The following is a 12,197-nucleotide window of genomic DNA, read 5'->3' as shown; positions in this document are numbered from 1 at the left end:
TGGCGGGCTGAACACTCTCACTAGGACCCGGAGAGAGCAATGCCTCCCAAGAAGAAGAAGGTCACGGGGCTTATCAAGCTCCAGATCAACGCCGGTGCGGCCAACCCGGCCCCGCCGGTCGGCCCCGCGCTCGGTCAGCACGGCGTCAACATCATGGAGTTCTGCAAGGCCTACAACGCCGCGACCGAGTCGCAGCGTGGCATGGTCGTGCCGGTGGAGATCACGGTCTACGACGACCGTTCCTTCACCTTCGTCACGAAGACTCCGCCGGCCGCCAGGCTGATCCTCAAGGCCGCTGGTGTGGACAAGGGCTCCGGCGAGCCGCACAAGACCAAGGTCGCCAAGCTGACGGCCGCCCAGGTCCGCGAGATCGCCACGGTGAAGCTCCCCGACCTGAACGCCAACGACCTGGACGCCGCGTCCAAGATCATCGCTGGCACCGCCCGCTCCATGGGCATCACGGTCGAGGGCTGATCACCTCAGCTCCCCGTTTGACCTCAGTGGTAGGGCCGGCGCTGGCCCGCACCACGACTCCACACCTGAACCAACAGGAGAAGAAGTGAAGCGCAGCAAGGCTCTCCGCTCCGCGGACGCCAAGGTCGACCGCGAGCGGAACTACGCGCCCCTCGAGGCCGTCCGCATCGCCAAGGACACCGCCACCACGAAGTTCGACGGCACCGTCGAGGTCGCCTTCCGCCTGGGTGTCGACCCGCGCAAGGCCGACCAGATGGTCCGCGGCACCGTGAACCTTCCGCACGGCACCGGCAAGACCGCCCGGGTCCTGGTCTTCGCGACCGGTGACCGTGCCGAGGCCGCGATCGCCGCCGGCGCCGACATCGTCGGCTCCGACGAGCTCATCGACGAGATCTCCAAGGGCAACCGCCTGAACGAGTTCGACGCCGTGGTGGCCACCCCGGACCTCATGGGCAAGGTCGGCCGCCTCGGCCGCGTCCTCGGCCCGCGTGGTCTCATGCCGAACCCCAAGGTCGGCACCGTCACCCCCGACGTGGCGAAGGCCGTCAACGAGATCAAGGGCGGCAAGATCGAGTTCCGCGTCGACAAGCACTCGAACCTGCACTTCATCATCGGCAAGGTCTCCTTCGACGAGACGAAGCTGGTCGAGAACTACGCCGCGGCCCTGGAGGAGATCCTCCGTCTGAAGCCGTCCGCCGCGAAGGGCCGCTACATCAAGAAGGCGACCCTCGCGACGACGATGGGCCCCGGCATCCCGCTGGACTCCAACCGCACCCGCAACCTCCTCGTCGAGGAGGACCCGGCCGCGGTCTGAGCCCCACAGGCTCACTGAGTGGTCAGTCGGCCCCCCACCTCCTCGGAGGTGGGGGGCCGACTCTTTGCTACGGTTAAAAGAATCGCAAAGACCTTTGACCAAGGGGCGGGCACACAGATGAACAAGGCCATGTGGAAGCGCGCGGGCATCACCCTGACGGCCGCCGCCGTCGTGACGGGCCTCGCCGGATGCCAGGACGGGGGCGACAAGGCCGCCGAGGCACCCGCCAAGGCGCAGAGCCAGGAAGACGTCACGAAGGTCATCCAGGCCGCGTACACGAAGACCGCGGCCGCCAAGTCGGCGAAGATCAAGATGACCATGGAGATGCCCGCGGCCCTCGAAGGCGGCGGCACCATGGAGATGACCGGCGTCCAGGGCTGGGACCCCGCGGTGATGGACATCACTGTCAAGGGCTCGATGCTCTCGGCCGGAGGCCCCGGCGCCCCCGAGCAGATGCGCATGGTCATGCTCGACAACGCCATGTACATGGACATGGGTGCCGCGCAGGCCGCCGAGATGGACGGCAAGCGCTGGATGAAGCTGGACATGAAGGCGGTCGCGGAGGCCGCGGGCGGCCAGGCCGCGGGCAAGTCGATGACCGGCGGCCTGGAGAACATGAACCAGGACCCGGCCAAGCAGCTCGCCCTGCTCCTGGAGTCGCCCGACCTCAAGCACGTCGGCCCCGAGAAGATCGACGGCGTCGACACCCAGCACTACAAGGGCACGCTGACCCTGGAGCAGATGGTCGCCGCCAACAAGAACCTCGACGTGCTCTCCGAGAAGGAGCGCACCGAGCTGGTCGACGGGGTCAAGAAGGCCGGGATCAAGGCGTACGACACCCAGATCTGGGTCAACGGGGACGGCTACCCGGTCCGGATGGACCTCGGCATGAAGATGGAGCAGGGCACCGTGAAGATGGGGATGCGCTACTCCGACTACGGCGCCGAGGCCACCGTCCAGGCCCCGCCGGCCAAGGACACCGTGGACCTCTTCGAGATGCTGAAGGGCCTCGGCCAGGGCTGATTTGCCCTGGACCGATCCGGTCGCGTACGCTTCCACAGAAGCCAAAGACCGCTGGTCGTCGCCGCTCCGTCAAGGTGCGGTGGCCGAAGGATTCGCTGAGACGCGAACGACCCGCGCAGGTGACTGTGGAAGAGTTCCCGACTCCTCGTGATTCGGTCGAGCTGAGCCCCGTGCGCCTGCGCCGGGGCGTTTTGTTTTGTTCAGTCCCTTCCGCGCGGTCCCATCACCCGGAAGGAGGCCGACGCTCATGGCAAGGCCCGACAAGGCTGCCGCGGTAGCCGAGCTCAAGGACAAGTTCCAGAGCTCGAGCGCCGTCGTGCTGACCGAGTACCGGGGTCTCACCGTGGCGCAGCTCAAGACGCTGCGTCGTTCGCTCGGTGAGAACGCCCAGTACGCCGTGGTGAAGAACACGCTGACCAAGATTGCGGCCAACGAGGCCGGGATCACCTCGCTCGACGACCAGTTCACCGGTCCGACGGGCGCTGCCTTCATCACCGGTGACCCGGTGGAGTCGGCGAAGGGTCTTCGTGACTTCGCCAAGGAAAACCCGAACCTCATCATCAAGGGCGGTGTCCTTGACGGTAAGGCGCTGACCGCCGATGAGATCAAGAAGCTCGCGGACCTCGAGTCCCGCGAGGTTCTGCTCAGCAAGCTGGCCGGCGCGTTCAAGGGCAAGCAGTCCCAGGCTGCCTCGCTCTTCCAGGCGCTGCCGTCGAAGTTCGTCCGCACCGCGGAAGCGCTTCGCGTCAAGCTCGCCGAGCAGGGCGGTGCCGAGTAATTCGGCTCGCGCATTGATCCGCGCCGCCTAGCGCGCGGGTCGCAGCGGGCCGTTACGCCCGCCTCCCTATACATCCGGCACCTGCCGATTTAGTGGAAGGATCGCCCATCATGGCGAAGCTCACCCAGGACGAACTTCTCGCCCAGTTCGAGGAGCTCACCCTCATCGAGCTCTCCGAGTTCGTGAAGGCGTTCGAGGAGAAGTTCGACGTCACCGCCGCCGCGGCCGTCGCCGTCGCCGGTCCGGCCGGTCCGGCCGCCGCTGAGGCCGTCGAGGAGCAGGACGAGTTCGACGTCGTCCTCGAGGGCGCCGGCGAGAAGAAGATCCAGGTCATCAAGGTCGTGCGTGAGCTCACCTCCCTGGGCCTGAAGGAGGCCAAGGACCTCGTCGACGGCACCCCGAAGCCGGTCCTCGAGAAGGTCGCGAAGGACGTCGCCGAGAAGGCCGCCGAGTCCCTCAAGGCCGCCGGCGCCTCCGTCACGGTCAAGTAAGACCGTTTCGGCTCGCTGAGCTGACTCCCGCCACCGTGTAACGCGGAGGCACCGAGAGGCGATCACCCAGATGGGTGGTCGCCTTTCGGCGTTCCCCGGAGACGGGCGTGGCGGGGGTCCTGGGGGCCTTCGGGAGCGGAGTATGGTGATCTTCGCCGTGCGCCCCGCAGACCGGGGGGCCTTGACGAACCGCACGCAGCGCGCAATTCTCAGGACGCGTCGTCACAACGATCCGTTTCCGAGGCATGGATCGACGACTGAACGGGCAGTATCGAGGTGCGCCACACGGCGCGAGGTACCGCGGAGTTGAGAGCAACGAGGGTCGCGAAGAAGTCGCCCTGGACATCAGTGAGCCAAGTGGCTACACTGTCCCTTTGCGCTGCCTGTTAGCTGCCCCCTGCCCGTCACCAGGGGCATACCTTCGCATCAGCTTCGTGGACCGACCCCATCTGACCTGGCCTTCTGGTCGTCTCAGGAAAAGTCTGCCGTGAAGCGTTGCTGGGGACCGGTACGCGCGTAGTGAGTCCGAGCCCTCGGAAGGACCCCCTCTTGGCCGCCTCGCGCAACGCCTCGACCAATACGAACAACGGCGCAAGCACCGCCCCGCTGCGCATCTCCTTTGCAAAGATCAGGGAGCCCCTCGAGGTTCCGAACCTCCTCGCGCTGCAGACCGAGAGCTTTGACTGGCTGCTCGGCAATGCCGCGTGGAAGGCTCGCGTCGAAGCGGCCCTCGAGTCGGGACGGGATGTCCCCACGAAGTCCGGCCTGGAGGAGATCTTCGAGGAGATCTCCCCGATCGAGGACTTCTCCGGGTCGATGTCGCTGACCTTCCGCGATCACCGTTTCGAGCCCCCGAAGAACTCGATCGACGAGTGCAAGGACCGTGACTTCACGTACGGCGCCCCGCTCTTCGTCACCGCCGAGTTCACGAACAACGAGACCGGCGAGATCAAGTCCCAGACGGTCTTCATGGGCGACTTCCCGCTCATGACGAACAAGGGCACCTTCGTCATCAACGGCACCGAGCGTGTCGTGGTGTCGCAGCTGGTCCGTTCGCCCGGCGTCTACTTCGACTCCTCCATCGACAAGACGTCCGACAAGGACATCTTCTCCGCCAAGATCATCCCTTCCCGGGGTGCCTGGCTGGAGATGGAGATCGACAAGCGCGACCTGGTCGGTGTCCGCATCGACCGCAAGCGCAAGCAGTCCGTCACCGTCCTCCTGAAGGCCCTCGGCTGGACCACCGAGCAGATCCTCCAGGAGTTCGGCGAGTACGAGTCCATGCGCGCCACCCTGGAGAAGGACCACACCCAGGGCCAGGACGACGCGCTGCTCGACATCTACCGCAAGCTGCGTCCGGGCGAGCCGCCGACCCGTGAGGCCGCTCAGACGCTGCTCGAGAACCTCTACTTCAACCCGAAGCGCTACGACCTCGCGAAGGTCGGCCGCTACAAGGTGAACAAGAAGCTCGGCGCGGACGAGCCGCTGAACGCCGGCGTCCTCACCACCGACGACGTCATCGCCACGATCAGGTACCTGGTCAAGCTCCACGCGGGCGAGACCGAGACGATCGGCGAGAACGGCAACGAGATCGTCGTCGAGACCGACGACATCGACCACTTCGGCAACCGCCGCCTGCGCAACGTCGGCGAGCTGATCCAGAACCAGGTCCGTACGGGTCTCGCCCGTATGGAGCGCGTCGTGCGCGAGCGCATGACGACTCAGGACGTCGAGGCGATCACGCCGCAGACCCTGATCAACATCCGGCCGGTCGTCGCCTCCATCAAGGAGTTCTTCGGCACCAGCCAGCTGTCCCAGTTCATGGACCAGAACAACCCGCTGTCGGGTCTGACGCACAAGCGTCGCCTCTCGGCGCTGGGCCCTGGCGGTCTCTCCCGTGAGCGGGCCGGCTTCGAGGTCCGAGACGTGCACCCGTCCCACTACGGACGCATGTGCCCGATCGAGACCCCCGAAGGCCCGAACATCGGTCTGATCGGTTCGCTCGCCTCGTACGGCCGCGTCAACGCGTTCGGCTTCATCGAGACGCCGTACCGCAAGGTCGTCGACGGCCAGGTCACCGACGAGGTCGACTACGTCACCGCCGACGAGGAGGACCGCTTCGTCATCGCGCAGGCCAACGCCGGGCTCGACGACGACCTGCGCTTCACCGAGAACCGCGTCCTGGTCCGCAAGCGCGGCGGCGAGGTCGACTACGTCGAGCCGTCGGACGTGGACTACATGGACGTCTCGCCGCGCCAGATGGTGTCGGTCGCGACCGCCATGATCCCGTTCCTCGAGCACGACGACGCCAACCGTGCCCTCATGGGCGCGAACATGATGCGTCAGGCGGTGCCCCTCATCAAGTCGGAGGCCCCGCTCGTCGGCACCGGCATGGAGTACCGCTGCGCCACCGACGCCGGTGACGTGCTCAAGGCCGAGAAGGACGGTGTCGTCCAGGAGCTGTCGGCCGACTACATCACGGTCGCCAACGACGACGGCACGTACATCACGTACCGCCTGCACAAGTTCTCCCGCTCCAACCAGGGCACCTCTGTGAACCAGAAGGTCGTCGTGGACGAGGGCGACCGCGTCATCGAGGGCCAGGTCCTCGCCGACGGTCCCGCCACCGAAGACGGCGAGATGGCGCTCGGCAAGAACCTCCTCGTGGCGTTCATGCCGTGGGAGGGCCACAACTACGAGGACGCGATCATCCTGTCGCAGCGCCTCGTGCAGGACGACGTCCTCTCCTCGATCCACATCGAGGAGCACGAGGTCGACGCCCGTGACACCAAGCTCGGCCCGGAGGAGATCACCCGGGACATCCCGAACGTCTCCGAAGAGGTCCTCGCCGACCTCGACGAGCGCGGCATCATCCGCATCGGTGCCGAGGTCGTCGCCGGTGACATCCTCGTCGGCAAGGTCACGCCCAAGGGCGAGACCGAGCTGACCCCCGAGGAGCGGCTGCTCCGCGCGATCTTCGGCGAGAAGGCGCGCGAGGTCCGTGACACCTCGCTGAAGGTGCCCCACGGCGAGATCGGCAAGATCATCGGCGTGCGCGTCTTCGACCGCGAGGAGGGCGACGAGCTTCCCCCGGGCGTGAACCAGCTGGTCCGCGTCTACGTCGCCCAGAAGCGCAAGATCACCGATGGTGACAAGCTCGCCGGCCGTCACGGCAACAAGGGCGTCATCTCCAAGATCCTGCCGATCGAGGACATGCCGTTCCTGGAGGACGGCACCCCGGTCGACATCATCCTCAACCCGCTGGGTGTCCCGTCCCGAATGAACCCGGGACAGGTCCTGGAGATCCACCTCGGCTGGCTCGCCAGCCGCGGCTGGGACGTCTCCGGCCTCGCGGACGAGTGGGCGCAGCGCCTCCAGGCCATCGGTGCCGACCAGGTCGCCCCCGGCACCAACGTCGCCACCCCGGTCTTCGACGGTGCGCGCGAGGACGAGCTCGCGGGTCTGCTCCAGCACACCATCCCGAACCGCGACGGCGAGCGCATGGTGCTCCCGACCGGCAAGGCGAGGCTGTTCGACGGCCGCTCCGGCGAGCCGTTCCCGGAGCCGGTCTCGGTCGGCTACATGTACATCCTCAAGCTCCACCACCTGGTCGACGACAAGCTCCACGCGCGTTCGACCGGCCCCTACTCCATGATCACCCAGCAGCCGCTGGGTGGTAAGGCCCAGTTCGGTGGCCAGCGCTTCGGTGAGATGGAGGTGTGGGCGCTGGAGGCTTATGGCGCCGCGTACGCCCTCCAGGAGCTGCTGACGATCAAGTCCGACGACGTGACCGGCCGCGTGAAGGTCTACGAGGCCATCGTCAAGGGCGAGAACATCCCTGAGCCCGGCATCCCCGAGTCCTTCAAGGTGCTCATCAAGGAGATGCAGTCCCTGTGCCTCAACGTGGAGGTGCTGTCCTCGGACGGCATGTCCATCGAGATGCGCGACACCGACGAGGACGTCTTCCGCGCAGCGGAGGAGCTCGGCATCGACCTGTCCCGGCGTGAGCCGAGCAGCGTCGAAGAGGTCTGACGGGAGTTCGGCGGCGGGGACCAGTCACGGTCCCCCCGCCGGCCCCAGGACCCCCGTATCAGACCCCAAGCCTTACAACCCTGAGAGGGATTGACGCATAGTGCTCGACGTCAACTTCTTCGACGAGCTCCGGATCGGTCTGGCCACCGCTGACGACATCCGTCAGTGGAGCCACGGCGAGGTCAAGAAGCCGGAGACCATCAACTACCGCACGCTCAAGCCCGAGAAGGACGGACTCTTCTGCGAGAAGATCTTCGGTCCGACCCGGGACTGGGAGTGCTACTGCGGCAAGTACAAGCGTGTCCGCTTCAAGGGCATCATCTGTGAGCGGTGTGGCGTCGAGGTCACCCGCGCGAAGGTGCGCCGCGAGCGGATGGGCCACATCGAGCTCGCCGCCCCGGTCACCCACATCTGGTACTTCAAGGGCGTTCCGTCGCGCCTCGGCTACCTGCTCGACCTCGCCCCGAAGGACCTCGAGAAGGTCATCTACTTCGCGGCGTACATGATCACGTACGTCGACGACGAGCGTCGTACGCGTGACCTGCCCTCCCTGGAGGCGCACGTCTCCGTCGAGCGCCAGCAGATCGAGAACCGCCGCGACTCCGACCTGGAGGCCCGCGCCAAGAAGCTCGAGAACGACCTCGCCGAGCTCGAGGCCGAGGGCGCCAAGGCCGATGTGCGCCGCAAGGTGCGCGAGGGTGCCGAGCGCGAGATGAAGCAGCTGCGCGACCGTGCGCAGCGCGAGATCGACCGTCTGGACGAGGTCTGGGCGCGCTTCAAGAACCTCAAGGTCCAGGACCTGGAGGGCGACGAGCTCCTCTACCGCGAGCTGCGTGACCGCTTCGGCACGTACTTCGACGGCTCGATGGGTGCCGCGGCGCTGCAGAAGCGCCTGGAGTCCTTCGACCTGGAGCAGGAGGCCGAGCGCCTCCGCGAGATCATCCGCACCGGCAAGGGCCAGAAGAAGACCCGTGCGCTCAAGCGCCTCAAGGTCGTCTCCGCGTTCCTGCAGACCGCGAACAGCCCCAAGGGCATGGTTCTCGACTGCGTGCCGGTCATCCCGCCGGACCTGCGTCCGATGGTGCAGCTGGACGGTGGCCGCTTCGCGACCTCCGACCTGAACGACCTGTACCGCCGCGTGATCAACCGCAACAACCGTCTGAAGCGTCTGCTCGACCTCGGTGCCCCCGAGATCATCGTGAACAACGAGAAGCGGATGCTCCAGGAGGCGGTCGACGCCCTCTTCGACAACGGCCGTCGTGGTCGCCCGGTCACGGGCCCCGGCAACCGTCCGCTGAAGTCCCTCAGCGACATGCTGAAGGGCAAGCAGGGTCGTTTCCGTCAGAACCTGCTCGGCAAGCGTGTCGACTACTCGGCGCGTTCCGTCATCGTCGTCGGCCCGCAGCTCAAGCTGCACCAGTGCGGTCTGCCGAAGGCCATGGCGCTGGAGCTCTTCAAGCCGTTCGTGATGAAGCGCCTGGTCGACCTGAACCACGCGCAGAACATCAAGAGCGCCAAGCGGATGGTCGAGCGCGGCCGCACGGTCGTGTACGACGTCCTCGAAGAGGTCATCGCCGAGCACCCGGTCCTGCTGAACCGTGCGCCCACGCTGCACCGCCTCGGCATCCAGGCCTTCGAGCCGCAGCTGGTCGAGGGCAAGGCCATCCAGATCCACCCGCTCGTCTGCACCGCGTTCAACGCGGACTTCGACGGTGACCAGATGGCCGTCCACCTGCCGCTCTCCGCGGAGGCGCAGGCCGAGGCCCGCATCCTGATGCTGTCCTCGAACAACATCCTGAAGCCCGCCGACGGCCGTCCGGTGACGATGCCGACCCAGGACATGGTCCTCGGTCTGTTCTTCCTCACCACCGACGGCGAGCTGCGCGACACCAAGGGCGAGGGCCGCGCGTTCGGCTCCACGGCCGAGGCGACCATGGCGTTCGACGCGGGCGAGCTGGCGCTGCAGTCGCAGATCGACATCCGCTTCCCGGTCGGCACCATCGCTCCTCGTGGCTGGGTCCCCCCGGTCACCGAGGAGGGCGACGACCACGTCGGAGCGGGCGAGTGGCAGCAGGGTGACTCGTTCCGCCTGCGCACCTCGCTGGGCCGCGCGCTCTTCAACGAGCTGCTGCCCGAGGACTACCCGTTCGTCGACTACTCCGTCGGCAAGAAGCAGCTCTCCGAGATCGTCAACGACCTCGCCGAGCGCTACCCCAAGGTCATCGTGGCGGCGACGCTCGACAACCTGAAGGCGGCGGGCTTCTACTGGGCGACCCGTTCCGGTGTCACCGTGGCCATCTCCGACGTCGTCGTGCCCGAGGCCAAGAAGGCCATCGTCAAGGGCTACGAGGAGCAGGACGAGAAGGTCCAGAAGCAGTACGAGCGCGGTCTGATCACCAAGGAAGAGCGCACGCAGGAGCTCATCGCGATCTGGACCAAGGCGACCAACGAGGTCGCCGAGGCGATGAACGCGAACTTCCCGAAGACGAACCCCATCTTCATGATGGTCGACTCGGGTGCCCGAGGAAACATGATGCAGATGCGTCAGATCGCGGGTATGCGTGGTCTGGTGTCGAACGCGAAGAACGAGACGATCCCGCGTCCCATCAAGGCGTCCTTCCGTGAGGGCCTCACCGTTCTGGAGTACTTCATCTCCACGCACGGTGCCCGTAAGGGTCTGGCGGACACCGCCCTGCGTACCGCCGACTCGGGTTACCTGACCCGTCGTCTGGTGGACGTCTCGCAGGACGTGATCATCCGCGAGGAGGACTGCGGCACCGAGCGCGGTCTGAAGCTGCGGATCGCCGAGCGCGGCGCCGACAACGTGCTGCGCAAGACCGAGGACGTCGAGACCTCCGTGTACGCGCGGATGCTCGCCGAGGACGTCGTCGTGGACGGCAAGGTCATCGCGCCGGCCAACATCGACCTGGGTGACGTGCTCATCGACGCCCTGGTCAACGCGGGCGTCGAGGAGGTCAAGACCCGCTCGGTCCTGACCTGTGAGTCGGCCGTCGGCACCTGTGCCTTCTGCTACGGCCGTTCGCTCGCCACCGGCAAGCTGGTCGACATCGGTGAGGCGGTCGGCATCATCGCCGCCCAGTCCATCGGTGAGCCCGGTACCCAGCTGACGATGCGTACCTTCCACACCGGTGGTGTGGCCGGTGACGACATCACCCAGGGTCTGCCGCGTGTCGTCGAGCTCTTCGAGGCGCGTCAGCCCAAGGGTGTCGCCCCGATCTCGGAGGCGGCCGGCCGCGTCCGCATCGAGGAGACCGAGAAGACCAAGAAGCTCGTCGTCACCCCGGACGACGGCACCGAAGAGACGGCGTTCCCGATCTCGAAGCGTGCCCGTCTGCTCGTGGGAGAGGGCGACCACGTCGAGGTGGGCCAGAAGCTCACCGTGGGTGCCACCAACCCGCACGACGTGCTGCGCATCCTGGGTCAGCGCGCGGTCCAGATCCACCTGGTCGCCGAGGTCCAGAAGGTCTACAACTCGCAGGGCGTGACGATCCACGACAAGCACATCGAGATCATCATCCGGCAGATGCTCCGCCGTGTGACGATCATCGAGTCCGGCGACGCGGAACTGCTGCCGGGCGAGCTCGTCGAGCGCTCGAAGTTCGAGACCGAGAACCGTCGTGTGGTCACCGAGGGCGGTCACCCCGCCTCCGGCCGTCCGCAGCTGATGGGTATCACCAAGGCCTCGCTGGCGACGGAGTCCTGGCTGTCGGCCGCCTCCTTCCAGGAGACGACCCGAGTGCTGACGGACGCGGCGATCAACGCCAAGTCCGACAGCCTCATCGGCCTCAAGGAGAACGTCATCATCGGTAAGCTCATCCCGGCCGGTACGGGCCTCGCCCGTTACCGCAACATCCGGGTGGAGCCGACCGAGGAGGCCAAGGCCGCGATGTACTCGGCCGTCGGCTACGACGACATCGACTACTCGCCGTTCGGCTCGGGCTCCGGCCAGGCCGTGCCGCTGGAGGACTACGACTACGGTCCGTACAACCAGTAAGCGCTAGTGGTACCGAAGGGCGGTCATCCCGTGAGGGGTGGCCGCCCTTCGGCGTGCCCGGCTAGCGGGCGGCCAGCTCCCAGACCGCGACGAGCACACCGGCGCTCGCGGTCAGCGCGGCGATGCTGGCGAGGGGCCAGCGGGCGCGTTCCAGGGCGTCGAGGCGGGTCTCGTGGTCGGCGAGCTGTTTGTCGGTCTGGTCGCTGCGCTGCACGAGCAGGGCCAGCGAGCCGTCGACCCGGGCGAAACCGGCCTCCAGGGTGCCGCGGAGGCGTTCCAGTTCGAGGACGACGGCCACGGGGTCGCTCGGGTCAGGCTCGGTCATCGTCACCGCCCTCGGCCGGGGCGGCGCGCAGCCAGGACGGCAGCAGCGCCTGCACCGCGTCGAGGGCCATCACCCGGGTCAGCGCGCCGGAGACGGCCAGGGCTCCGGCGACCCAGGGGAGCGTCTCGGGGAGGCCGGAGGCGTCGACGATCGCGGGGAGCACGACGGCGATGCCGACGGCGGACTGGAGGACGGTACGGGCCGTGCGCTTGGCGGCATCGGACATCGGGACTTCTCGCTTCCTG

General features: G+C 66.9%; 9 protein-coding genes. 7 read left to right on the top strand and 2 right to left on the bottom strand.

Going from position 1 to position 12,197, the window contains the following annotated elements; all coding sequences use genetic code 11:
* Positions 1 to 39 precede the first annotated feature (39 nt).
* From rplK to ACFXGN_RS26000, 7 genes are all read left to right on the top strand, one after another.
* The gene (gene rplK / locus ACFXGN_RS26030) at positions 40 to 474 is read left to right on the top strand and encodes a 50S ribosomal protein L11 (protein ID WP_266895354.1); all 435 of its coding nucleotides are present in this window, start codon (positions 40 to 42) and stop codon (positions 472 to 474) included.
* 85 nt (positions 475 to 559) lie between these two features.
* Complete coding sequence (gene rplA, locus ACFXGN_RS26025) at positions 560 to 1,288, top strand: 50S ribosomal protein L1 (RefSeq protein ID WP_384863700.1); 729 nt, start codon at positions 560 to 562, stop codon at positions 1,286 to 1,288.
* 117 nt (positions 1,289 to 1,405) lie between these two features.
* Positions 1,406 to 2,311, top strand: a complete 906-nt coding sequence (locus ACFXGN_RS26020; protein WP_384863697.1) for a hypothetical protein — start codon at positions 1,406 to 1,408, stop codon at positions 2,309 to 2,311.
* A gap of 247 nt (positions 2,312 to 2,558) precedes the next feature.
* The gene (gene rplJ / locus ACFXGN_RS26015; RefSeq protein WP_024755372.1) at positions 2,559 to 3,089 is read left to right on the top strand and encodes a 50S ribosomal protein L10; all 531 of its coding nucleotides are present in this window, start codon (positions 2,559 to 2,561) and stop codon (positions 3,087 to 3,089) included.
* A gap of 110 nt (positions 3,090 to 3,199) precedes the next feature.
* Positions 3,200 to 3,580, top strand: coding sequence for a 50S ribosomal protein L7/L12 (gene rplL / locus ACFXGN_RS26010; RefSeq protein WP_384863694.1), 381 nt, complete (start codon positions 3,200 to 3,202; stop codon positions 3,578 to 3,580).
* A gap of 549 nt (positions 3,581 to 4,129) precedes the next feature.
* Positions 4,130 to 7,612 (top strand): DNA-directed RNA polymerase subunit beta, encoded by a 3,483-nt coding sequence (gene rpoB, locus ACFXGN_RS26005; protein WP_366439665.1) that lies wholly within the window; start codon positions 4,130 to 4,132, stop codon positions 7,610 to 7,612.
* A gap of 100 nt (positions 7,613 to 7,712) precedes the next feature.
* Positions 7,713 to 11,627 (top strand): DNA-directed RNA polymerase subunit beta', encoded by a 3,915-nt coding sequence (locus tag ACFXGN_RS26000; protein WP_384863691.1) that lies wholly within the window; start codon positions 7,713 to 7,715, stop codon positions 11,625 to 11,627.
* A 61-nt stretch (positions 11,628 to 11,688) separates the two neighbouring features.
* Here the strand turns inward: ACFXGN_RS26000 and ACFXGN_RS25995 are convergent, their stop codons facing one another.
* Entirely contained in the window at positions 11,689 to 11,952 is a 264-nt protein-coding gene (locus tag ACFXGN_RS25995) for a hypothetical protein (RefSeq protein WP_384863688.1), read from the bottom strand.
* Complete coding sequence (locus tag ACFXGN_RS25990) at positions 11,939 to 12,178, bottom strand: hypothetical protein (protein ID WP_384863685.1); 240 nt, start codon at positions 12,176 to 12,178, stop codon at positions 11,939 to 11,941. Before ACFXGN_RS25990 ends, ACFXGN_RS25995 begins: the two co-directional genes overlap by 14 nt.
* Positions 12,179 to 12,197 lie beyond the last annotated feature (19 nt).

Source organism: Streptomyces sp. NPDC059247 (assembly GCF_042754005.1).
GTDB lineage: Bacteria > Actinomycetota > Actinomycetes > Streptomycetales > Streptomycetaceae > Streptomyces.
Note: the sequence above shows the minus strand (reverse complement) of the source record. Positions and strands in the feature narration are given on the sequence as shown.

Bases quoted from the DNA above. Each gene is read 5' to 3' on its own strand.
- rplK (WP_266895354.1), top strand. From the start codon at position 40: ATGCCTCCCAAGAAGAAGAAGGTCACGGGGCTTATCAAGCTCCAGATC.
- ACFXGN_RS26020 (WP_384863697.1), top strand. From the start codon at position 1,406: ATGAACAAGGCCATGTGGAAGCGCGCGGGCATCACCCTGACGGCCGCC.
- rplJ (WP_024755372.1), top strand. From the start codon at position 2,559: ATGGCAAGGCCCGACAAGGCTGCCGCGGTAGCCGAGCTCAAGGACAAG.
- rplL (WP_384863694.1), top strand. From the start codon at position 3,200: ATGGCGAAGCTCACCCAGGACGAACTTCTCGCCCAGTTCGAGGAGCTC.
- ACFXGN_RS25995 (WP_384863688.1), bottom strand. From the start codon at position 11,952: ATGACCGAGCCTGACCCGAGCGACCCCGTGGCCGTCGTCCTCGAACTG.
- ACFXGN_RS25990 (WP_384863685.1), bottom strand. From the start codon at position 12,178: ATGTCCGATGCCGCCAAGCGCACGGCCCGTACCGTCCTCCAGTCCGCC.